We start from the raw sequence: 23,072 nt of genomic DNA on the forward strand, positions 1-23,072 counted from the left end.
ACAACCACGGCCTGCACAAGCTGTGTGTTTCCCTCTCCCGCTTGCGGGAGAGGGTCGGGGCGAGGGCGGGGCGCCCCGGCTAAGTCATTCCGGTGACATGCCAGCGCCGGCCCTCACTCCCTGCCCGTCACCCGCAAGCGGGAGACGGGAGCGATCCGGTGGCTTCGGCAAGTCAAACGGCATATCGTCGTAATCAATCAGCCGCGACTTCTTCACGGCCCGGTATCCCCACCACAGCGCCAGGAACGCCGGCACGCCGATATAGGTCGCCACGATCTCCGGCCACCGGTTCGGAATATCCGCAAACGCCTGGTAGTTCTGCCCGGCCACGATCACCACGCACAGCACCACGGTAAAGATGGGGCCGAAGGGATAGAGCGGCGAGCGGTAGGCCAGCATGCCCACGTCATAGCCCTGGTGCACCAGCCCGCGACGGAAGCGGTAATGGCTGATGGCAATGCCCAGCCAGGCAAAGAAGCCGGTCATGGCCGAGGTGTTGAGCAGCCACAGGTAGACCGCCTTGTCCCCGAACAGCGAACTGAAGAAACACAGCGCGCCCACGGCGGTGGTGGCCAGCAGCGCGTTGAACGGCACGCCGCTCACGGTCAGCTTGCCGAACGCGCGCGGCGCGCGGCCGCTGACGGCCAGGCCGTAGAGGATCCGGGTCGATACATACATGCTGGAGGTGCCGGCCGAGAGCAGCGCGGTCAGCACCACCGCGTTCATCAGTCCCGCGGCAAAGGCCAGGCCGGCGTGGCGGAACACCAGTGCGAACGGGCTCACGCCCACGTCGGTGACGTCGTTGCGCAGCAGGCTGGGATCGGTATAGGGAATCAGCACCCCGATGATCAGGATCGCGACCACATAGAACAGCAGGATGCGCCAGAAGGTCTGCCGGATCGCGCGCGGGATGGTCCTGGCCGGGTTCTCCGCCTCGCCGGCGGCCACGCCCACCGTTTCCGTGCCCTGGAAGGAGAAGCCCGCGATCATCGCCACGCCGATCATGGCCGGGATGCCGCCGACAAAGGGCGCGTCGCCCATGGTGAAGTTGTGCCAGCCGGACTGCGGGCCGCCTTTCATGATGCCGAAGATCATCAGCAGGCCCACGCCGAGGAACACGATCACGGTCACCACCTTGATCAGCGCGAACCAGTACTCGGCCTCGCCGAAGCCGCGCACCGAGAACGCATTGAGCCCGAACATCAGCAGCAGGAACGCGGCGCTCCAGACCACGCCGGGCATTTCGGGGAACCAGTACTGCATCACCAGCTGCGCCGCGGTCAGTTCCACGGCGATGGTCACCGCCAGGCTGAACCAGTAGTTCCAGCCCAGCGCGAAGCCGAAGCCTTCGTCGACATAGAGTGCGCTGTAGGTGACGAAGGAGCCGGCCACCGGCATATGCACCGCCAGCTCGCCCAGGCTGGTCATCAGGCAATAGACCATCAGCCCGAGCAGCATATACATGAGCAGCGCGCCGCCGGGGCCGGCCTGCGCGATCGAGGCGCCCGAGGCCACGAACAGCCCGGTGCCGACTGCGCCGCCGATGGCAATCATGCTCAGGTGGCGGGCCTTGAGCCTGCGCTTGAGGTGGTCGTGCTCGACCACCGGGTGCTGGTGCTCGTGGGCGTGGGAGTGTGAGGGGGAAGACATCAGGGTCGCTGGACCGTCCGCCGATCCGGCATCTTGTGGAACCCGGACGGCAAAAAACGAAAAGCCGCGAGTTTACAGGGTCGGCCAGCGCGATTTGTCCGTGTCGGACAAATAAAGTCCGATACTGGTTTAGAGGCGGCACTCAGTCGCAGTCGGCAAGTGCTTTATCCGCCATGGCAGGGCGATTTGGCACCGGGTTAGGCGCCCCCGCCATGCATCGCGGTCAGGGGCGGCATTCGCGCCGCGCATGTCGCCGGAAAAGTCCGAAAATTGAAATTGAACGACCGTGCTATTTTGTGTATGCTTGTTTCGCCCAAGCGCCGGAAGGCGTTGCGGGACGCGGGAAAGCGGCAGGTCGGGCGGAGGGTTTACCCGCTCATGACGGCCGCCTCCCGCAGCAGTCGTCGGCCGCCGCCGGCCGCGCCGTGCAGTAAAAAATGAATTCGAGAATTCGAATCCCGAGACAACTTTTGACACCAAAGGAACCAGCATGACAGCGCAGTATCAGGTTCAGGACGGCGTAGCCGTCATCACGCTCGACAATCCCCCTGTCAACGGCCTGGGTCACAGCACCCGGCTTGGCATCGTCGAAGGCATGACCCGTGCGCTGGACGATGCCGCCGTCAAGGCCATCGTCATCACCGGCGCTGGCAAGGCTTTCTCGGGCGGCGCCGACATCCGTGAATTCAATACGCCCAAGGCCATGCAGGAGCCGACGCTGCACTCGGTGATCCGCGTGCTGGAAGGCTCGTCCAAGCCGGTGGTGGCCGCCGTGCACTCGGTCGCCATGGGTGGCGGCCTGGAGCTGGCGCTGGGCTGCAACTACCGCGTGGCGTCCAAGGGCGCCCAGATCGCGCTGCCGGAAGTGAAGCTGGGCCTGCTGCCGGGCGCCGGCGGCACGCAGCGCCTGCCGCGCGTGATCGGCCTGGAGGCCGCGGCCAACATGATCGTGTCGGGCACCCCGGTGCTGTCCGAGAAGTTTGCCGGCACCAAGCTCTTCGATGAAATCGTCGACGGTGACGTGCTGCCCGCCGCGGTCAAGTTCGCGCAGAACGTTGGCGCCGCCACCGGCCCGCACCCGAAGGTGCGCGACCTGAAGGTGCGCCACGAGAACCCCGAAGGCTACCTGGGCTTTGCCCGCAACACCGTGGCCGCGATGGCCAAGAACTTCCCGGCGCCGCTGAAGTGCCTGGAAGCGGTGGCCGGCTCGCTCAAGCCGTTCGAACAGGGCCTGAAGCAAGAGCGCGAGGGCTTCCTCTACCTGGTCACCACGCCGGAATCGCGCGCGCTGCGCCACGCCTTCTTTGGCGAGCGTGCCGCCAGCAAGATCCCCGATGTGCCCGAAGGCACGCCGACCCGCAAGATCGAGAAGGTCGCCGTGATCGGCGCCGGCACCATGGGCGGCGGCATCAGCATGAACTTCCTCAATGCGGGCATCCCGGTCACCATCCTGGAAACCAAGCAGGAAGCGCTCGACCGCGGCGTCGGCATCATCCGCAAGAACTACGAGAACAGCGCCAAGAAGGGCAAGCTCACGCAAGAGAAGGTCGAGCAGCGCATGGGCCTGCTGACCACCACGCTGTCCTATGACGACCTCAAGGACGCCGACCTGATCATCGAGGCCGTGTTCGAAGAGATGGGCGTCAAGGAGACCGTGTTCAAGAAGCTGGATGAAGTCGCCAAGCAGGGCGCGATCCTGGCCTCGAACACCTCGACGCTCGACGTCAACAAGATCGCCTCGTTCACCAGGCGTCCGCAGGACGTGGTCGGCATGCACTTCTTCAGCCCGGCCAATGTGATGAAGCTGCTGGAAGTGGTGCGTGGCGAGAAGACCGGCAAGGACGTGCTGGCCACGGTCATGCAGGTCGGCAAGAAGATCAAGAAGACCGCGGTGGTGTCGGGCGTTTGCGACGGCTTTATCGGCAACCGCATGATCGAGCAGTACAGCCGCCAGGCTGGCTACCTGCTGGACGAAGGCGCGCTGCCGGAGCAGGTCGACAAGGCCATCGAGAAGTTCGGCTTTGCCATGGGCCCGTTCCGCATGGGCGACCTGGCCGGCAACGACATCGGCTGGGCCATCCGCAAGCGCCGCGCGGTGGACAAGCCGGACATCCAGTATTCCAAGACCGCCGACCTGCTGTGCGAGATGGGCCGCTTCGGCCAGAAGACCGGCGCGGGCTGGTACGACTACAAGGCGGGCGACCGCAAGCCGTACCCGAACCAGCAGGTCAACGACATGATCGTGCAGCACTCGAAGGACCTGGGCATCACGCGCCGCAAGATCTCTGACGAAGAGATCGTCGAGCGCCTGGTGTTCGCGCTGGTCAACGAAGGCGCCAGGATCCTGGAAGAAGGCATTGCTTCCAAGGCCTCGGATATCGACATGGTGTACCTGACCGGCTACGGCTTCCCGCTGTTCCGCGGCGGCCCGATGCTGTACGCGGACCAGGTCGGCCTGTACAACGTGGCGCTGTCGATGAAGCGCTACGCCAAGGGCTACCACGGTGAAGCGTGGCAGGTCGCGCCGCTGCTGCAGAAGCTGGCGGACGAAGGCAAGGGCTTCAACGGTTAATACCGCCACACGGTTCAGCCTGGAGCTGAGATGAACACCACCATCGGACCGGACGATTGCCTGCTGGTGATCGACGTGCAGAACGACTTCATGCCGGGCGGCGCGCTTGCCGTGCCCCACGGCGATGAAGTGGTGCCCGTCGTCAACCGGCTGGCGCGTGCGTTCGGTCATGTGGTGCTGACGCAGGACTGGCATCCCGTCAGCCACGTCTCGTTCGCGGCCAACCATGCGGGCACGCAGCCGTTCCAGACGCTGACGCTGCCGTATGGCGAGCAGGTGCTGTGGCCGGTGCACTGCGTGCAGGACACGCCCGGCGCTGCGCTGCATGCGGGCCTGCACGTGCCGCATGCGCGGCTGGTGATCCGCAAGGGCCACCATGCCGACGTGGACAGCTACTCCGCTTTCCTGGAAGCGGACCGCACCACGCGCACCGGGCTGGCCGGCTACCTGCGAGAGCATGGCGTCAAGCGCGTGTTCTGCGCGGGTCTGGCGACGGACTATTGCGTGGCCTGGAGCGCGCTCGATGCGCGCGCCGCGGGCTTTGCAGCCGCGGTGATCGAGGATGCGTGCCGTGCCATCGACCTGGACGGGTCGCTGGCCAGGGCATGGCAGGACCTCGGCGCCGCCGGCGTTGCGCGTGTCACGTCCGCTGAACTGCTCAAGGGCCAGGGCTGAACCGAACCACCGAACTGAACGACACAAGAGATTCCGAGGAGCAAGACATGAACGAAGCAGTCATCGTATCCACCGCGCGGACCCCGCTGGCCAAGAGCTGGAAGGGCGCCTTCAACATGACCCACGGCGCCACGCTGGGTGGCCATGCCGTCCAGCACGCCATTGCCCGCGCCAAGATCGAGGCCGCCGAAGTGGAAGACGTGCTGATGGGCTGTGCCAACCCGGAAGGTGCCACCGGCGCCAACATCGCACGCCAGATCGCACTGCGCGCCGGCTGCCCGGTGACCGTGCCCGGCGCCACCGTCAACCGCTTCTGCTCGTCCGGCCTGCAGACCATCGCCATGGCCGCGCAGCGCGTGATCGCCGATGAGGGCGACATCTTTGTCGCCGGCGGCGTGGAAAGCATCTCGTGCGTGCAGCAGGAGATGAACCGCCATATGGTCCAGGAAAGCTGGCTGCTGAAGAACAAGCCGGAAATCTACTGGAACATGCTGCAGACCGCCGAGAACGTGGCCAAGCGCTACAACATCGCGAAGGAGCGCCAGGACGAGTACGGCGTGCGCAGCCAGCAACGCGCCGCCGCCGGGCAGGAAGCCGGCAAGTTCAAGGACGAGATCGTGCCGATGACGGTGCTGGCGGGCGTGGCCGACAAGTCCACCGGCCAGCTGGTGACCAAGGAAGTCACCATCTCCGCCGACGAAGGCATCCGCGCCGACACCACCCTGGAAGGCGTGGCCAAGATCCGCAGCGCCGTGCCGGGTGGCGTGATCACCGCCGGCAATGCCTCGCAGTTCTCCGACGGCGCTTCGGCTGCCGTGGTGATGAACGCACGCGTGGCCGAGGCCCGCGGCCTGCAGCCGCTGGGCGTGTTCCGCGGCTTTGCGGTGGCTGGCTGCGAGCCGGACGAGATGGGCATCGGCCCGGTCTTTGCCGTGCCCAAGCTGCTGAAGAAGGCTGGCCTGAAGGTCGACGACATCGGCCTGTGGGAGCTGAACGAAGCCTTCGCGGTGCAGGTGCTGTACTGCGCCGATACGCTGGGCATCCCGATGGACCGCCTCAACGTCAACGGCGGCGCCATCGCCGTGGGCCACCCCTACGGTGTCTCGGGCGCGCGCCTGGTCGGCCATGCGCTGATCGAAGGCAAGCGCCGCGGCGTCAAGTACGTGGTCGTGACCATGTGCATCGGCGGCGGCCAGGGCGCAGCCGGCCTCTTCGAAGTGCTCTGATGTCCGCTGCGGGCACCGGGCAGGCCAGGCCTGCCGACATGCTCGCCTGGGGCCGGGAGGTGCTGGCCAGCCAGCCTTTCTCGGTCCTGGTCGGCACTGAGCTGGCGGCGCTGTCATCGGGCAAGGCCGAGTTGCGATTGCCGATCCGCCAGGATCTGCGGCAGCAGCATGGCTTCCTGCACGGCGGCGTGGTCAGCTACCTGGCCGACAACGCGCTGACCTATGCGGGCGGTGCGGCCATGGCGGTGCCGGTGGTGACATCCGAGTACAAGATCAACTACGTGCGCCCGGCGATCGGCGAGATGCTGGTCGCCCGCGCCGAATGCGTCAGCGCCGGCCGCCAGCAGGCGGTGGTGCGCTGCGATGTGTTCGTCGTCAAGGATGGCGAGGAGAAGCTCTGCGCGGTCGCGCAGGGAACGATCGCGCGCCTTGGCGAAGGCGCCTGAGCGGCAGGCAGGGAAGGGCGCGGCAGCGCCCTTTTTTGATCGCGCCCGGCGCCTTCCACGCTGGCAAAAAGAATTCGCGGCACGCCACGCAGTGCGCCGCATGGAGACACCATGTCGATGATCCTTTCCCGCCGCGACCTGAATTTCGTGCTGTACGAATGGCTCAAGGTCGACGAGCTCACGCGCATCCCGCGCTATGCCGACCACTCGCGCGAGACCTTCGACGCCGCGCTGGACACCTGCGAGAAAATCGCCACCGACCTGTTCGCGCCGCACAACAAGAAGAACGACCAGCAGGAACCGCATTTCGACGGCGAGACCGTCAGCATCATCCCCGAGGTCGGCACCGCGCTGAAGGTCTTCTGCGAGGCCGGCCTGATGGCCGCCGGCCAGGACTATGAACTGGGCGGCATGCAGCTGCCGGTGGTGGTCGAGAAGGCCGGCTTTGCCTACTTCAAGGGTGCCAACGTCGGTACCAGTTCGTACCCGTTCCTGACTATCGGCAACGCCAACCTGCTGCTCGCGCACGGCACGCCGGCGCAGGTCGAGACCTTCGTCAAGCCGGAGATGGAAGGGCGCTTCTTCGGCACCATGTGCCTGTCCGAGCCGCAGGCGGGCTCGTCGCTGTCGGACATCACCACGCGCGCCGAGTACGAGGGCGAATCGCCGCTGGGCGCGCAGTACCGGCTGCGCGGCAACAAGATGTGGATCTCTGCCGGCGAGCACGAGCTGTCGGAAAATATCGTCCACCTGGTGCTGGCCAAGATCCCCGGCCCGGACGGCAAGCTGATCCCGGGCGTGAAGGGCATCTCGCTCTTCATCGTGCCCAAGTACCTGGTCAATGAAGACGGCTCGCTGGGCGAGCACAACGACGTGGTGCTGGCCGGCCTGAACCACAAGATGGGCTACCGCGGCACCACCAACTGCCTGCTCAACTTCGGCGAAGGCATGAAGTACCAGCCGGGCGGCAAGGCCGGTGCGATCGGCTACCTGGTGGGCGAGCCGCACAAGGGCCTGGCCTGCATGTTCCACATGATGAACGAGGCGCGCATCGGCGTGGGCCTGGGCGCGGTGATGCTGGGCTATACCGGCTACCTGCACGCACTGGACTACGCGCGCAACCGCCCGCAAGGCCGCGCGGTCGGCCCCGGCGGCAAGGATGCGGCCAGCCCGCAGGTGAAGCTGGTCGAGCACGCCGATATCCGCCGCATGCTGCTGGCGCAGAAGAGCTATGTCGAAGGCGGCCTGGCGCTGAACCTCTATTGCGCGCGCCTGGTCGACGAGGAAGAGGCCGCTGCGGCCGCCGGCGACGAAGCCGCGCATGCGCGCCTGGCGCTGTTGCTCGATATCCTGACCCCGATCGCCAAGAGCTGGCCGTCGCAATGGTGCCTGGAGGCCAACAACCTGGCGATCCAGGTGCATGGCGGCTACGGCTACACGCGCGAGTACAACGTCGAGCAGTTCTACCGCGACAACCGCCTGAACCCCATCCACGAAGGCACGCACGGCATCCAGGGCCTGGACCTGCTGGGCCGCAAGGTGGTGATGAAGGACGGCGCCGCCTTCAAGCTGCTGGGCGAGCGCGTGCAGGACACCATCGCCCGCGCGCTCGCCGCCGGCAATGCCGAGTTGTCGCAGCAGGCAGGCGCCCTCGGCGCCGCCACCAAGCGCCTGGCCGAGGTCACGCAGGCGCTGTGGAGCGCGGGCGAGCCCAACGTGACGCTGGCCAATGCCTCGGTCTACCTGGAGGCCTTCGGGCACGTGGTGGTGGCGTGGATCTGGCTGGAACAGGCACTGCTGGCGCAAGCCGCGCTGCCGCGCGCGAACGGCAAGGAAGACGAGGACTTCTACCGCGGCAAGCTGGCCGCGGCGGCCTACTTCTTCCGCTGGGAGCTGCCCAAGGCGGGCCCGCAGCTGGCGCTGCTTGAATCGCTCGACCGCACCACGCTCGACATGCAGGACGCGTGGTTCTGAGCGGCGCTTGCCCATCCCCGAACACTACAGAACGAAGGAAGACAATATGCGTACCATCCAGCAACTGTTTGACCTGAAAGGCAAGACCGCGCTGATCACCGGCGGCTCGCGCGGGCTTGGCCTGCAGATTGCCGAGGCGCTGGGCGAGCAGGGCGCGCGCCTGGTGCTGTCGGCGCGCAAGGCCGACGAGCTGCAGGCGGCGCAGGCGCACCTGAAGTCGCTCGGCATCGAGGCCGACTGGATCGCCGCCGACGGCTCGCAGGAGTCGGAGGTCGCGCGCCTGGCGGACGAAGCCATCGCCAGACTGGGCCACGTCGACATCCTGGTCAACAACGCCGGCGCCACCTGGGGCGCCCCGGCCGAAGACCATCCGGTCGAAGCCTGGGACAAGGTGATGAACCTGAACATCCGCGGCCTGTTCCTGCTGAGCCAGCGCATCGGCAAGCTGTCGATGATCCCGCGCCGCTACGGCCGCATCATCAACGTGGCGTCGATCGCAGGCCTGGCCGGCAACCCGCCGGGCAGCATGGAGACCATTGCCTACAACACCTCCAAGGGTGCGGTGGTCAATTTCACGCGCACGCTGGCGGCCGAGTGGGGCGAGCACAACATCACCGTCAACGCGCTGGCGCCGGGCTTCTTCCCGTCGAAGATGACCAAGGGCTCGCTCGAGCGCATGGGCGTTGAGGCGATGTGCGCCGGCGTGCCGCTGCATCGCCTGGGCGACGATGAAGACCTGAAGGGCGCCGCGCTGCTGTTTGCCAGCGACGCCGGCAAGCACATCACCGGCCAGATCCTGGCGGTGGACGGCGGCGTCAGCGCGGTCTGAGCCGGGCAGGGCGCATTCCGGGCAAGCCGCACCGTGCGGCTTGGCGGAATCCCGGATTGCCCTCAAACTTGGGGCCGGCGCGAGGCCTCGGCCTCGCCGGCACCTAATTCTCGGACTCGCAATTGCCATGAACCAGTTCAAAGGCCCCCTGACCCACATCCCCTTCCTTGCCGACCTCGGCGTGACCTGCAGCCTCGCCGAAGGCGGCCGCAGCGAGATCGCGCTGCCGATCGAGAAGCGCCATCAGAACAGCTGGGACATGGCCCACGGCGGCGTGATCATGACGCTGCTCGACGTGGCCATGGCAGTGGCCGGCCGCAGCAGCGACGCGGACGGCCGGGGCGTGGTCACGATCGAGATGAAGACCAGCTTCATGGCGCCGGGGCGCGGCGCGCTGACCGCGCGCGGCACTACCGTGCACCGCACCACCACCATGGTGTTCTGCGAAGGCGAGATCGTCGATGCCGACGGCAAGACCGTGGCGCGCGGCTCGGGCACCTTCAAGTACATCCGGCGCATGCCGCCGCAGCGCCCGGGTGAAACCGATACCGGTGCCGACGGCTGAGCGCCGGCGCCTATGCAGCAGACGGGGCAGCGCGGCTGTCCCTCCCGACGCAGTATTCAAGCCGTTCCAGTTTCCTACTGAAAGGAATCGACCATGTCCAAAACGTTCAAGCGCATCGTCCTGGCCTCGCGTCCCGAAGGCGCGGTGACGCCGGCCAATTTCCGCCTGGAAGAAGTGCCCGTGCCGCAGATCGCCGACGGCCAGGTGCTGGTGCGCAACCACTACCTGTCGCTGGACCCGTACATGCGCGGCCGCATGAACGACAGCAAGTCCTATGCCGCGCCGCAGCCGCTCGATGAGGTCATGATCGGCGGGACCGTGGGCGAAGTGGTGGAAAGCAGGAACAGCAAGTTCAAGCCGGGCGACAAGGTGGTCGGCATGTTCGGCTGGCAGGAGATGGGCGTCAGCGACGGCACCGGCCTGCAGCCGGTCGACACCACGCATATCCCGCTGTCGGCCTACCTCGGTTCGGTCGGCATGCCGGGAGTGACCGCCTGGTATGGCCTGAACAAGATCATCCTGCCCAAGCCGGGCAAGACCATCGCGGTCAGCGCGGCCTCCGGCGCGGTGGGCAGCGTGGTCGGGCAGCTGGCCAAGCTGGCCGGCTGCCGCGCGGTCGGCTTTGCCGGCGGCAAGGACAAGTGCGACTACGTGGTCAATGAGCTGGGCTTCGATGCCTGCATCGACTACAAGGCGGCCAAGGATCCCAAGGAGCTCTACAAGATGCTCAAGGAAGCCACCCCGGACGGCATCGACGGCTATTTCGAGAATGTCGGCGGCGATATCCTGGACGCCGTGCTGACGCGCATGAACGCCTTCGGCCGCATCGCCATGTGCGGCATGATCGCGGGCTATGACGGCCAGCCGCTGCCGCTGAAGAACCCGCAGCTGATCCTGGTGTCGCGCCTGACCATCGAAGGCTTTATCGTCTCCGAGCATATGGAAGTCTGGCCGCAGGCACTGAAGGAACTGGGCACCGCCGTCGCACAGGGCAAGCTCAAGTTCCGCGAGAGCATTGCCGAAGGCCTGGCCAGCGCACCGGAAGCCTTTATCGGCCTGCTCAAGGGCAAGAACTTCGGCAAGCAGCTGGTCAAGCTGGTCTGACCGGCGCATGCAGGGCCGCGGCGCGCCTGCCGGGCACGCCGCGGGCAACGGATTTCACCAAAAAAATGGAGACACCGATGAATGCCCCGCAAGCCCCGCAAATCCAGAGCGACGACGAGATCGGCGCCGGCCTGCCCGAAGAGGTCAAGGCCCGCTACCGCAACCTGCCGCGCCCGCCGCAGTTCGCCACCGCCGCCGAAGAGCGCCTGCACCGCAAGCAGCGCCTGGCCGCGGCCTTCCGGCTGTTTTCCAGGTTCGGTTTCGACGAAGGCGTGGCCGGCCATATCACCGCGCGCGACCCGGAGTTTCCCGATACCTTCTGGGTCAATCCCTTCGGCGTCCATTTCAGCCAGGTCAAGGTCTCCAACCTGATCCGCTGCGACCACCACGGCGACGTGGTCGAGGGCGACTACCCGGTCAATGCCGCGGCCTTCGCCATCCATTCGCGCGTGCACCAGACCCGCTCCGACGCGGTCGCGGCAGCGCATTCGCACAGCACCCATGGCCGCGCGTGGTCCACGTTGGGCCGCCCGCTCGATCCGCTCACGCAGGACGTGTGCGCGTTCTACCAGGACCATGCGGTCTATGACGATTTCGGCGGCGTGGTGGTGGAGCTCGACGAGGGCCAGCGCATCGCCAATGCGCTGGGCCAGAACAAGGCCGCCATCCTGCAGAACCATGGCCTGCTGACGGTCGGCAAGACCGTGGACGAAGCCGCCTGGTGGTTCATCACCATGGAGCGCTCCTGCCAGGTCCAGTTGCTGGCCGAAGCCGCCGCGGCGCGCACCCAGGCGCCGCTCAAGCTGATCTCCGATGCGGCCGCGCGCCAGGCCTATTCGATCGTCGGCACGGCGCAGGCGGGCTGGTTCCAGTTCCAGCCGCTCTATGCCCGCATCGTCAAGGAACAGCCGGACCTGCTGGACTGAACCGCACGGCACCCGCTGGCAAACATGGAGTTGGATCGCATGGCCGACATCATTCTTCACCAGTACGCAACTTCGCCATTCGCCGAGAAGGTCCGCCTGCTGCTGGGCGCCAAGGGACTGGCGTGGCAGGCGGTGGAAATCCCCGCCATCCTGCCCAAGCCTGACCTGCTGGCGCTGACCGGCGGCTACCGCCGCACGCCGGTGCTGCAGGTCGGTGCCGATATCTACTGCGATACCGCGCTGATCTGCGAGGTGCTGGACGCGCTGGCGCCCACGCCGGCGCTGTATCCGCCGGCCCAGGCTGCGGCGGCGCGGGTCGCGGCAGCCTGGTTCGATGCGGCGCTGTTCACGGCTTCGGTGACCTATGTGTTCCAGCCGGCCGGCGTTGCCAGCATGCTGGGCCACCTGTCGCCGGCGCAGGTCCAGGCCTTTAGCGCGGACCGCAAGGCCATGCGCGGCGACACCAATGCGCTGCGCATGCCGTTGCCCGAAGCCACCGCGCTGCTGCATGAAACGTTCGGCCAACTGGAAACGCAGTTCGCGGCCGGGATCGGGCATGTGGCCGGGCCGGCGCTGTCGGTTGCCGATTTCTCGCTGTACCACAACCTCTGGTTTATCCGCCGCGCCGGCGCGCTGGCGCAGCTGCTGGAGGCTTATCCGCGCATGCAGGCCTGGTATGCGCGCATGAACACCTTCGGCCATGGCCGGCCGCGCGTGATCGACAGCGAGGACGCGATCGGCGCCGCGCGCAGTGCCGATCCGCTGGCGCTGGATGAGGGCGTGGTCGTGGATGCAGGCCTGCAGGCCGGCGACCCCGTCACCGTCACGCCCACCGACTATGCGCGCGATCCGGTGGCCGGCGTGCTGCTGGCGCTGAGCGCGCGCCGCGTCACGCTGCGCCGCCAGGATCCGCGCGCCGGTGCGCTCAATGTGCATTTCCCGCGGCAGGGCTACCAGGTGCAGCGCGCCGCCTGAGCGCGCGCATGGCACACGGCCCGCCGTTCCCCAAACGAAACACGCGACAGGACAGACGATATGAAGGATTTCTCCAACAAGGTGGCTGTCATTACCGGCGGCGCCTCGGGTTTCGGCAAGGAGTTTGCCCACATTGCCGCCGATCTCGGCATGAAGCTGGTGCTGGCGGATGTGCAGGAAGACGCGCTGGACGCGACCGTGGCGGAATTCAAGGCACGCAATGTGCCGGTGATCGGGTTGCGCACGGACGTCTCGCGTGCCGACCAGGTGCAGGCGCTGGCCGATGCCGCCATCGAAGCCTTCGGCCAGGTCAACCTGCTGTTCAATAACGCCGGCGTGGGTGCGGGCGGCCTGATCTGGGAGAACTCCGAGAAGGACTGGGAGTGGGTGCTGGGCGTCAACCTGTACGGCGTCGTGCACGGCGTGCGCATCTTCACGCCGCTGATGCTGGCCGCGGCAGAGAAGGATCCGGCCTACCAGGGCCACATCGTCAACACGGCGTCGATGGCGGGCTTGCTGAACCCGCCGGCAATGGGCGTGTACAACGTGTCCAAGCACGCGGTGGTGGCGTTGACTGAAACCCTGTACCAGGACCTGGGCCTGGTGACCGAGCAGGTGCGGTGCTCGGTGCTGTGCCCGTACTTCGTGCCGACCGGCATCAACCAGTCACAGCGCAACCGGCCCGCCGACCTGGCCAACCAGGCGCCGCCGACGCGCTCGCAGCTGGTATCGCAGGCCTTGTCGGACAAGGCCGTCGGCTCCGGCAAGGTGACCGCCGCCGAGGTCGCGCAGCTGACCTTCGATGCCATCCGCGACGAAAGCTTCTATATTTATTCCCACCCCCAGGCGCTCGCCCCCGTGCGCCAGCGCTTCGAGGACATCGTCGGGCAGCGCAATCCCGGCGATCCGTTTGCCGACAAGCCCGAGGTCCGCGCGGGCCTCGTTGCCGCGCTGCGCGGCTGACGCCAGCACAACGCCACAACGAGGAGGACCGCATATGGAGAACAACATGGCTGCCCCCGCCGCCGTGATCCGCCACCTGCAGTACGCCACGCTGCCCAACGGCACCCGCCTGCACTACGCCAGCGCGGGCGAGCGCGGCAAGCCGCTGATGCTGTTCGTGCACGGCTTTCCTGAATTCTGGTTCGAATGGGAGGCCCAGCTGGCCGAGTTCGGGCGCACGCATTTTGCCGTGGCGCCGGACCTGCGCGGCTACAACCTGTCGAGCAAGCCCGCCGAGGTCGAGGCCTACCGGCCGCGCCATATCGTCGAAGACCTGGTGCAGCTGGTCAGCGCGCTGGGCTATGACCAGGCCGTGGTGGTGGCGCACGACTGGGGCGGGGCGATCTGCTGGAACCTTGCAATCCAGTTCCCGCAACTGGTGCGCCAGCTCATCATCGTCAACTCGCCGCATCCGTACCTGTTTGCGCGCGCGCTGGCCACCGATCCCGGGCAGCAAGCCGCTTCCGCCTACATGAACTGGCTGCGCAAGCCGGGCTCGGAAAAGGCGCTCGCCGCCAACGACTTCGCGCTGCTGGACCGGATGCTGGCCGATGCCGACGGCAAACCTGCGGCCTGGTACACGCCCGAGACGCGCGCCAGGTACCACGCGGCATGGTCCCAGCCGGGCGAAGGCCAGGACGCCGGCGTCCATCCGCTTACCGGCGGCGTCAATTTCTACCGCGCCTCGCCCATGCACCCGCCCGGCGAGGGCGAGCCGCCGCCCGACATCTCGCGCCTGGATCCGGCCGCCTTTGTGGTCAGGGTGCCGACACTGGTGATCTGGGGCGAGCGCGACCGCGCGCTGCCGAAGTCGCTGGTGGACGGGCTGGCCGATTTCGTGCCGGACCTGCGCGTCGAGCGCATCCCCGAGGGCACCCACTGGGTGATCCACGAACAGCCGGAACGCGTCAACCAGCTTATCCGCAGCGCGCTGCCGGCTTGACCCGGACGTGCGGCTGCCCCGGGGCAGCCGCACATGACGTTCAGGTCAAACGCTCGCGGTAGAGCCGGTAGTTTTCGTCGTCGAAGCAGACGAAAGTGACCTGCTCTATATCTGGCGCCCCGGCCAGCGCCTCGCGCACCGCGGCGATGGCGATATCCGCCGCGCGCTCGCGCGGGAAGGCGTAGATGCCGGTGCTGATATTGGGGAACGCCAGCCTGCGCAGGTGATGCTGCGCCGCCAGCCGGATGCTGTTGCGGTAGGCGTTGGCGAGCAGTTCGTCCTCGCCCTGGTCGCCGCCTTGCCAGACCGGCCCGACCGCGTGGATCACGTATGGCGCCGGCAGGTGGCCGCCGGTGGTGATCACCGCCTCGCCGGTGGGGCAGCCGCCCTGCGCGTCGCGGATCGCGCGGCAGGCCTCCTTGATGGCGGAGCCGCCGGCCCCGTGGATGGCCCCGTCGACGCCGCCGCCGCCCAACAGGCCGCTATTGGCCGCGTTGACGATGGCATCGACTTCCATCCGGGTGATATCGCCATGGACTACCTGCAAATGCTCGCCGCTCATGTTGTCTCCTGCGCTGTGGAGGGAGGGCCGCCGGACAGCCGCTTGGTCGGTCTGACCGGCGGGAAGCTGCTGTGTGCTACATGGACTGCTCAAGCATACGCCGATAATCCGCGGCGCTGGCTTCTTTCGGGTTGGTCTTGTGGCAGTGGTCGACCAGCGCACCGGCAATCACCTTGTCGAACATGTCCTCGGTGACGCCCATCTGGCGCAGCCCGGTGGGCAGCCCCAGGCGCGCGGTCATGTCGTGCACGGCCTGCGCGATATCGGCGCCGTCGGGCAGGTGCATGGCGCGGCGCAGGCGTGCATAGCGGTCGTCGCGCACCACCGTGGGCGCGTCGGCATTGAAGCGCAGCACCGCGGGCATCACCACCGCATTGAGGGTGCCGTGGTGCAGGCCGGTGCGGCCGTCGATCTTCAGCCCGCCCAGCGGGTGCGACAGCGAATGCACGCAGCCCAGCCCCTTCTGGAACGCCATCGCGCCCTGCATCGATGCGCTCATCATGTTCAGGCGCGCGTCGCGGTCCTGGCCGTCGCGGGTGGCGCGCTCGATATGGCCCCAACCGCGCTCCAGGCCGTCCAGCGCAATGCCGTCCGCGGGCGGGTTGAAGGCGGGGGCCAGGAAGGTCTCGATGCAGTGCGCGATTGCATCCATGCCGGTGGCCGCGGTCAGCCCGGCTGGCAGTCCCAGCGTCAGTTCCGGGTCGCAGACGGCGGACTTGGGCAGCAGGTGCCAGGAATGGAAACCCAGCTTGCGGCCGTCGTCCAGGATGATGATGGCGCCGCGCGCCACCTCGCTGCCGGTGCCCGAGGTGGTGGGCACCGCGATCAGCGGCGCCGCCTTGTCGGTGATCCTGGCGCTGCCGCCTTCGATGGTGGCATAGGTGGTCAGCTCGCCCTCATGCGTGGCCAGGATAGCGATGCCCTTGGCCAGGTCGATCGACGAGCCGCCGCCCACCGCCACCAGCCCGTCGCAGCCGGCCTCGCGGTACTGCGCGGCGGACTTGCGCACCATGGCCTCGGTCGGGTTCGACGGGGTTTCATCGAACACCGCAACCTGCAGGCCCTGCATTGCATCGATGGCACGCTGCGCCACGCCCGCGGCGACCACGCCCTTGTCGGTCACCAGCAGCGGGCGGCGGATGCCGATGCGCTCGCATTCGGACTTGAGCAGGCTTACCGCGCCGAAATCCAGGTGGATGTGGGTCAGATAGTAGATAAACGCCATGTTTGCTTGTCTCCTGCCGGGATCTGCCGCCAAATTGTCTTCTGCACGGGCCTGAGCGGATGCTCGCCAGGCACGCTGTCTTGGGTTTCAATGGACCTGCACTACTGCGTTTCCGGAGTCCTCGGGACCGCTTCAGCCGATCATCGCGCAAAAACTTGCCGCGTGGCAGGCTGACAGCGATTTTTCGGGGTTATCTCGTACTGCCGGGCCCCTGGAACATCTGGCATCATACTAAAATCGAACGATCGTTCACAATTCGAACTTGTCCCGATGCGGGCGACGCGCCAGAGCTTGTGCGCGCCGCTGGCACCGGGTCCGGATCCGCGTCATTCCCTATGTCCGCCGCACCGCCTTCCAACCCTGATGCGCCCGCCACGCCCGGCCTGCCGTCCAGCCCGCTCGACCCGCAGGTGGCCGCGCTGCTGGAGCTGATCGCGCGCGCCAAGCGGCCGCCGATCCACGCGATGGAGCCCGAGGACGCCAAGCTCGCCTACGAGAAAAGCGCGCCGATCCTGGATATCAACCCGCCGCCCGTGCATATGGCGGAAGACCTGCTGGCGCCGGCGCGCGACGGCCACGCCATCCCGCTCAGGCTGTACACCCCGCGCGAGGCCAGCTGGACCGAGCCGCTGCCCTTGCTGGTGTATTTCCATGGCGGCGGCTTCACCGTCGGCAGCGTCGATTCGCACGATCCGCTGTGCCGGCTGCTGTGTGGCCAGGCGGACTGCATGGTGCTGTCGGTGGACTACCGGCTCGGGCCGCAATGGCGTTTCCCGACCGCGGCCAACGACGCCTTCGATGTGCTGCACTGGGTCTTCGCCGAAGCCGGCCGGCTGGGGGCCGACCCGGCGCGCATCGCCGTGGGTGGCGACAGCGCCGGCGGCACGCTGGCCGCGGCGTGTGCCGTGGAGGCCCGCAATGCGGGCCTGGCGCCCGTGCTGCAGTTGCTGATCTATCCCGGCACCTGTGCGCGCCAGGACACGCCGTCGCACCGCGCGCTGGCCGATGGCTACCTGCTGACGGCGGACATGATCCGCTGGTTCTTTGCCCAGTACCTGGACCAGGAAGCCAGCCGCGACGACTGGCGTTTCGCCCCGCTGGATGGCGGCGGCGCCGGCGCCGAGGTGCGCGGCACATGCCCGGCCTGGATCGCCGTGGCCGGCTACGACCCGCTGCACGACGAGGGCGTGGCCTACGCAGAGAAGCTGCGCGCCGCCGGCGTCGCCGCCACGCTGGCGGACTACCCCGGCATGATCCATGATTTCTTCAAGCTGGGCCGTTTCGTGCCGGCGGTGGCGCAGGCACATGCCGACGCCGTTGCCGCGCTGCGCGCCGCGTTCGGCACACCGCACAACTAGACCAGCAGCCACGGTCAGGGCCGCACCGGCCCCGGCCTTCCATTTTCAGCAGTGACTTGCAGCACAAGGAGACATAGTCAAATGCAACGCCGCCACTTCATCGCCCGCGCGGGCATCGCCGCCGCCGCCGCGGCACTGGGCCTTGCCGCCATGCCCGCCCAGGCACAGGCCGACAAGTTCCCGCAGCGCCCGATCCGCCTGGTGATCGGCTACACCGCCGGCGGCTCCACGGATATCCCGTTCCGCGTGCTCGCCGACAACGCCTCCAAGATCCTGGGCCAGCCCGTGATCGTCGAGAACAAGCCCGGCGCGGGCGGCGTGCTGCCCGCGCAGATGATGCAGACGACCGCGCCGGACGGCTACACGCTGGCCCAGGTCGCCATGCCGGTCTACCGCCTGCCGTACACCACCAAGATCAACTGGGACCCGGTCAAGGACCTGAGCTACATCATCAACCTCGCCGGCTATTCGTTCGGCCTGGTGGTGCCGGCCGATTCGCCGATCAAGACGATGCAGGAGTACATCGCCTACGCCAAGGCCAATCCGGGCAAGCTGACCTACGGCTCGCCGGGCTCCATGACCACGCTGCACCTGACCATGGAAGAGCTGGCCATGAAGCAGGGCGTGCAGTTCTCGCACATCCCCTACAAGGGCAATTCCGAGTCGATGCAGGCGCTGCTGGGCGGCCACGTGATGTCGGTGGCCGACACGCCGGCATGGGCACCGTACGTTGAGCAGGGCAAGCTGCGCCTGCTGTCGACCTGGGGCGAGAAGCGCTCGGCGCGCTTCCCCAACGTGCCGACGCTGAAGGAACTGGGCATCGGCATCGTGCAGACCTCGCCGTTCGGCCTGGTCGCGCCCAAAGGCACCGACCCGAAGATCGTGCAGAAGCTGCATGACGCCTTCAAGAAGGCCATGGACATGCCCAACTACCGCGAATCGCTGGCCAAATTCGACATGGAGCCGTACTACATGAACAGCCAGCAATACGCGCAGTTTGCGGCCGAGACCGTCAAGAAGGAAAAGGCGATCATCGAGAAGCTGGGGCTGGCCAAGGCGCAATAAGCGCAATCAGCCTGCCGCCGCCACCATCGATCCAGGCCGCCGCGCCTGTCGGCCCTGTCCGGCGGGCCGGCGGCCTGGTGCTTTGACAAGCCACGACAAACAAGGAGACCAAGCCGATGGCCAAAGAGGATTTCCGGCACAGCATCCCGCTGCGCGTGCGCTGGGCCGAAGTCGATCCGCAGTCGATCGTCTTCAACGCGCACTACCTGACGTACTGCGATATCTGCGTGACCGAATACTGGCGCGCGCTGGGCATCCGCTACCCGGAAGACGTGCTGCACGCGCATGGCGTCGACATCTTCGTGGTCAAGTCCACGCTGGAATACCACGCCTCGGCACGCTTTGACGACGAGCTGGAAATCCGCGGACGCATGTCGCGCCTGGGGCGCTCGAGCATGCTGTTCCGGGTGGAGATGTTCCGCGGCGACGAACACCTGATCACCGGTGAGATCGTCTATGTGTGCGCGGACCCGGCCACGCAGAAATCGGCGGCGATTCCGGGGCAGGTGCGGGAAATTATCGAGGGGTATGAGGTGGTGAAGCCGGCGGCTTGATTTAGCCGAGGACCTGACCAATGCTACTGGTTTGCGCCCCTCTCCCGCATGCGAAAGGGGCGGGGGAGAGGGCGGCGCGTGACTCGCGAGGGGGACCGGCTCTCAGTAGATAACGGAGCCGTCGCAACAACGAGGCATGGGCGGCTTACTTGTTCAGCCCAGCGTCCTCCATATACGCCCGAATCACGTCATCAAAACTCGCGTCACTCTGGAATCCCAGCGACAACGCGCGGTCCGCATTCCACGCCGCCGGCCACGTGCCGACGATCTTCTCCACGCGTTCCTCACGTTCCCACGTGACACGATCCGCCACCGCATTGCCCGCCACGCGGCACAGCGCATCGACCATGCCGGCGGCCGTCACAGACAGCCCCGGCAGGTTGATCACACGACGGTTGCCCAGCCGCTCGCCAGCCAGCTCGATCCCATTGACCAGCGCCGCCACGGCAGCTCGCGGCGACAGCAGCCACAGCGGCGTTTCCGGTGCCACCGGGCAGTTGGCAGCAACACCCGACAGCGGCTCGCGGATGATGCCGCTGGCGAACGACGACGCCGCCGCATTGGGCTTGCCCGGGCGCACGCTGATGGTGGGCAGGCGCAGCACGCGGCCGTCGACGAAGCCGCGGCGGCTGTAGTCCGACAGCAGCAGCTCGCCGATGGCCTTCTGCACGCCGTATGACGATTGCGGGTTCAGCGCGATATCGTCCTGCACCACCGGCGGCAGCTGGCCGCCGTAGACCGCGACCGAGCTGGTGAACAGCACGCGCGGCTGGTGGCCCAGTTCACGGCAGGTTTCCAGCAGCGCGCGCGAGGCGTCGAGGTTGACGCGCATGCCGAGATCGAAATCCGCCTCGGCCTGGCCGCTGACCACGGCCGCCAGGTGGAACACGGCGCCAGTGTTGATGTCGATGGCCTGGCGCAGCACCGCCGGGTCGGACAGGTCGCCCGTCACCACGCGCACACGCGCATCGTCCAGGCCTTGCGGCGCCACCACGTCCAGCAGCGTCAGGCGCTTGATGGCCACGGGCTGGCCGTCAAGGTTCAGGGTGCCGCGTTGCAGCAGCAGGCGGGCGAGTTGCAGGCCGAGGAAGCCGGCGCCGCCGGTAATCAGTACGTTCATGGCAGGATGGGAGCGGTTGTTCTTGGGGTTGGTCGCGATCAGCGGCCCAGGTAGGGCTTGAGCCAGCCGAGGCCCGCCGAGGTGCCGGCGCGCGGGCGGTATTCGCAGCCGATCCAGCCGTCGTAGCCGAGCGTGTCCATGACCTCGAACAGATACGGATAGTTCAGCTCGCCCACGTCCGGCTCATGGCGCTCGGGCACGCCGGCGATCTGGATATGGCCGATGCCCGCGATGTCGCGCTTGAGCTTCATCGCGACATCGCCTTCGACGATCTGGCAGTGGTAGCAGTCGAACTGCACCTTCAGGTTGGCCGCGCCGACTTCCTTGCAGATGGCCTGGCCGTCGTCCTGGCGGTTCAGGAAATAGCCCGGCATGTCGCGCGTGTTGATCGGCTCGATCAGCACGGTCACGCCCTGGGCGGCGGCAGCGCTGGCGGCAAAAGCGAGGTTCTCGAGGTAAGTGGCGCGGCAGCGCGCGCGGTCGGCAGCGGCAGGGATCAGGCCCGCCATCACGTGGATGCGGTCATTGCCGATCACGCCGGCGTATTCCAGTGCGCGGCCGATGGTGCCGCGGAAATCCGCCTCGCGCCCGGGCAGGGCGGCCAGGCCGCGTTCGCCTGCTGCCCAGTCGCCCGGCGCGGCATTGAACAGTGCCTGCGTGAGGCCGTTCGCGTCCAGGCGCGCGCGCAGCTCGGCGGCGGCGTGCTCGTACGGGAACAGGAACTCCACCGCCCGGAAGCCGTCGGCCGCGGCTGCGGCAAAGCGGTCCAGGAAGGCGTGCTCGTTGTACATCATCGAGAGGTTTGCGGCGAAGCGCGGCATTCGGAACTCCAAAGCGGTAGTACGGATCCGGCCCGATCGAGACTACGTCGAAAGCGGGCCGGCCAGGATCAGCGGTTGACCAGTTTAGCGGGCGTCAGCCACACCAGCACGGCGCCGACGACCAGAATTGCGGACAGCACGTACATGGGCAACTGCGTGCTTTGCGTCATGTCCTTCAGCGCGCCGACCATGTACGGCGACACGAAGCCGGCCAGGTTGCCGACCGAATTCACCACGGCAATACCGGAAGCGGCGGCAATGCCCGACAGGAACGAGGTCGGAAGCGACCAGAACAGCGGCGCGCAGGTCAGCACCCCGGCAGCGGCCAGCGACAGTGCGGCGATGGCCACCGTTGTATTGTTGGTGAACGAGGCAGCAATGGCAAAGCCCGTGGCACCCATCAGCGCCGGCACGATCAGGTGCCAGCGGCGCTCGCGGCGCGCGTCGGCGCTGTGGCCCAGGATGTTCATGACGATCACGGCGCAGATGAACGGGATCGCGGACAGCAGGCCGATGTTCAGGTTGCCGGTCACACCGCTGGCCTTCACCAGCGTCGGCATCCAGAAGGTCAGTGCGTACTGGCCGGTGACGAAGCAGAAGTAGATCAGGCACATCCACCACACGCGGCGGTCGGAGAACACCGCGCCCAGCGAGTGGCCGTGGGCCTTGCCGGCGGCGCTGGCGGCGTTATGGGCGCTGCGCTGGTCTTCCTCGATATTGCGCTTGAGCACGCGCTTTTCATCGGCGTCAAGCCACGGCGCCTTGTCGATGCCGTCGCGCAGCACGAACACCGTCACCACGCCGATCACAAGCGCGGGCAGGGCCTCCAGCAGGAACATCCATTGCCAGCCGCGCATGCCGTGGGTGCCGTTGAACGCGTCCATGATCCAGCCCGACAGCGGGTTGCCGAACATGCCCGCGATGGGGATGCCCGACATGAACAGCGCGATCATCTTGCCGCGGCGGTTGGCCGGGAACCAGTAGGTCAGGTACAGGATCACGCCGGGATAGAAGCCCGCTTCGGCCAGGCCGAGCAGGAAGCGCATCACGTAGAACTGGGTCGGCGTCTTCACGAACAGGAACAGCGCCGAGATGATGCCCCACGTGATCATGATGCGCGCGATCCAGATGCGCGCGCCGATACGATGCATCAGCAGGTTGCTGGGCACCTCGAACAGGAAGTAGCCGATAAAGAACAGGCCGGCGCCGAGGCCGAACACGGTTTCGGAGAAGGCCAGGTCCTGGCCCATCTGCAGCTTGGCGAAGCCGACATTGACGCGGTCCAGGTAGGCGACCACGTAGCACAGCATCAGGAACGGCATGACGCGCCAGAACACCTTGCTGTAGGCGCGTTTTTCGATCTGAGCTTCGGTGTCCAGCCGGGCGTTGCCGCCCAGGCTGTCAAGGGCGGGCACGCTCGCCGCCGGTTGGTTTGGATTCACGGTGGTCTCCGGGTATGGTGGTGGGTCTAATGCGGCGG

At 67.1% G+C, this 23,072-nt stretch carries 21 protein-coding genes; 15 read left to right on the forward strand and 6 right to left on the reverse strand.

Going from position 1 to position 23,072, the window contains the following annotated elements; translation table 11 throughout:
- Positions 1-84: 84 nt before the first annotated feature.
- Positions 85-1,650 (reverse strand): amino acid permease, encoded by a 1,566-nt coding sequence (locus tag AC3WVS_RS20785; RefSeq protein WP_492320160.1) that lies wholly within the window; start codon positions 1,648-1,650, stop codon positions 85-87.
- Between the two features lie 490 nt (positions 1,651-2,140).
- Between AC3WVS_RS20785 and AC3WVS_RS20790 the strand changes: the two genes are divergently transcribed.
- From AC3WVS_RS20790 to AC3WVS_RS20845, 12 genes are all read left to right on the forward strand, one after another.
- Positions 2,141-4,222, forward strand: coding sequence for a 3-hydroxyacyl-CoA dehydrogenase NAD-binding domain-containing protein (locus tag AC3WVS_RS20790; protein WP_492320161.1), 2,082 nt, complete (start codon positions 2,141-2,143; stop codon positions 4,220-4,222).
- 30 nt (positions 4,223-4,252) lie between these two features.
- Complete coding sequence (gene pncA, locus AC3WVS_RS20795) at positions 4,253-4,897, forward strand: bifunctional nicotinamidase/pyrazinamidase (RefSeq protein ID WP_492320162.1); 645 nt, start codon at positions 4,253-4,255, stop codon at positions 4,895-4,897.
- A gap of 47 nt (positions 4,898-4,944) precedes the next feature.
- The gene (locus AC3WVS_RS20800) at positions 4,945-6,123 is read left to right on the forward strand and encodes an acetyl-CoA C-acyltransferase (RefSeq protein WP_492320163.1); all 1,179 of its coding nucleotides are present in this window, start codon (positions 4,945-4,947) and stop codon (positions 6,121-6,123) included.
- Complete coding sequence (locus tag AC3WVS_RS20805; protein ID WP_492320164.1) at positions 6,123-6,569, forward strand: PaaI family thioesterase; 447 nt, start codon at positions 6,123-6,125, stop codon at positions 6,567-6,569. Before AC3WVS_RS20800 ends, AC3WVS_RS20805 begins: the two co-directional genes overlap by 1 nt.
- A 111-nt stretch (positions 6,570-6,680) precedes the next feature.
- Positions 6,681-8,543, forward strand: coding sequence for an acyl-CoA dehydrogenase (locus AC3WVS_RS20810; RefSeq protein ID WP_492320165.1), 1,863 nt, complete (start codon positions 6,681-6,683; stop codon positions 8,541-8,543).
- A 46-nt stretch (positions 8,544-8,589) separates the two neighbouring features.
- Positions 8,590-9,372 (forward strand): SDR family oxidoreductase, encoded by a 783-nt coding sequence (locus tag AC3WVS_RS20815; protein ID WP_492320166.1) that lies wholly within the window; start codon positions 8,590-8,592, stop codon positions 9,370-9,372.
- A gap of 127 nt (positions 9,373-9,499) precedes the next feature.
- Complete coding sequence (locus tag AC3WVS_RS20820) at positions 9,500-9,937, forward strand: PaaI family thioesterase (protein WP_492320167.1); 438 nt, start codon at positions 9,500-9,502, stop codon at positions 9,935-9,937.
- Between the two features lie 93 nt (positions 9,938-10,030).
- Positions 10,031-11,041: an NADP-dependent oxidoreductase gene (locus tag AC3WVS_RS20825; RefSeq protein ID WP_011615136.1), complete on the forward strand. Its 1,011-nt coding sequence runs from the start codon at positions 10,031-10,033 to the stop codon at positions 11,039-11,041.
- Between the two features lie 77 nt (positions 11,042-11,118).
- Positions 11,119-11,967, forward strand: coding sequence for a class II aldolase/adducin family protein (locus AC3WVS_RS20830; RefSeq protein ID WP_316149325.1), 849 nt, complete (start codon positions 11,119-11,121; stop codon positions 11,965-11,967).
- A gap of 39 nt (positions 11,968-12,006) precedes the next feature.
- A complete protein-coding gene (locus AC3WVS_RS20835; protein WP_492320168.1) occupies positions 12,007-12,942 on the forward strand; it encodes a glutathione S-transferase family protein in 936 nt (311 codons plus the stop codon).
- A gap of 60 nt (positions 12,943-13,002) precedes the next feature.
- Complete coding sequence (locus tag AC3WVS_RS20840; RefSeq protein ID WP_010810036.1) at positions 13,003-13,905, forward strand: SDR family oxidoreductase; 903 nt, start codon at positions 13,003-13,005, stop codon at positions 13,903-13,905.
- A 34-nt stretch (positions 13,906-13,939) separates the two neighbouring features.
- A complete protein-coding gene (locus AC3WVS_RS20845) occupies positions 13,940-14,887 on the forward strand; it encodes an alpha/beta fold hydrolase (RefSeq protein ID WP_492320169.1) in 948 nt (315 codons plus the stop codon).
- A gap of 40 nt (positions 14,888-14,927) precedes the next feature.
- On the opposite strand, the gene AC3WVS_RS20850 is transcribed toward AC3WVS_RS20845, so the two are convergent.
- On the reverse strand, positions 14,928-15,449 hold the full coding sequence (locus tag AC3WVS_RS20850) for an O-acetyl-ADP-ribose deacetylase (RefSeq protein WP_492320170.1): 522 nt from the start codon (positions 15,447-15,449) through the stop codon (positions 14,928-14,930).
- 76 nt (positions 15,450-15,525) lie between these two features.
- The gene (gbd, locus tag AC3WVS_RS20855; RefSeq protein ID WP_492320171.1) at positions 15,526-16,674 is read right to left on the reverse strand and encodes a 4-hydroxybutyrate dehydrogenase; all 1,149 of its coding nucleotides are present in this window, start codon (positions 16,672-16,674) and stop codon (positions 15,526-15,528) included.
- Positions 16,675-17,009: 335 nt separating this feature from the next.
- On the opposite strand from gbd, the gene AC3WVS_RS20860 reads away from it, so the two are divergent.
- The 3 genes from AC3WVS_RS20860 (at position 17,010) to AC3WVS_RS20870 (ending at position 19,651) form a co-directional block, all read left to right on the forward strand.
- The gene (locus tag AC3WVS_RS20860; RefSeq protein ID WP_492320172.1) at positions 17,010-18,032 is read left to right on the forward strand and encodes an alpha/beta hydrolase; all 1,023 of its coding nucleotides are present in this window, start codon (positions 17,010-17,012) and stop codon (positions 18,030-18,032) included.
- 81 nt (positions 18,033-18,113) lie between these two features.
- A complete protein-coding gene (locus AC3WVS_RS20865) occupies positions 18,114-19,097 on the forward strand; it encodes a tripartite tricarboxylate transporter substrate binding protein (RefSeq protein ID WP_492320173.1) in 984 nt (327 codons plus the stop codon).
- A 116-nt stretch (positions 19,098-19,213) separates the two neighbouring features.
- A complete protein-coding gene (locus AC3WVS_RS20870; RefSeq protein WP_492320174.1) occupies positions 19,214-19,651 on the forward strand; it encodes a YbgC/FadM family acyl-CoA thioesterase in 438 nt (145 codons plus the stop codon).
- Positions 19,652-19,796: 145 nt separating this feature from the next.
- On the opposite strand, the gene denD is transcribed toward AC3WVS_RS20870, so the two are convergent.
- The 3 genes from denD to AC3WVS_RS20885 form a co-directional block, all read right to left on the reverse strand.
- Positions 19,797-20,771 (reverse strand): D-erythronate dehydrogenase, encoded by a 975-nt coding sequence (denD, locus tag AC3WVS_RS20875; RefSeq protein ID WP_492320175.1) that lies wholly within the window; start codon positions 20,769-20,771, stop codon positions 19,797-19,799.
- A gap of 38 nt (positions 20,772-20,809) precedes the next feature.
- Positions 20,810-21,592, reverse strand: coding sequence for a 2-oxo-tetronate isomerase (gene otnI / locus AC3WVS_RS20880; protein WP_492320176.1), 783 nt, complete (start codon positions 21,590-21,592; stop codon positions 20,810-20,812).
- Positions 21,593-21,660: 68 nt separating this feature from the next.
- Positions 21,661-23,034, reverse strand: a complete 1,374-nt coding sequence (locus tag AC3WVS_RS20885; RefSeq protein WP_492320177.1) for an MFS transporter — start codon at positions 23,032-23,034, stop codon at positions 21,661-21,663.
- Between the last annotated feature and the right edge of the window lie 38 nt (positions 23,035-23,072).

The sequence above is a fragment of the Cupriavidus sp. CPT47-8839-RL05A genome (genome assembly GCF_058792255.1).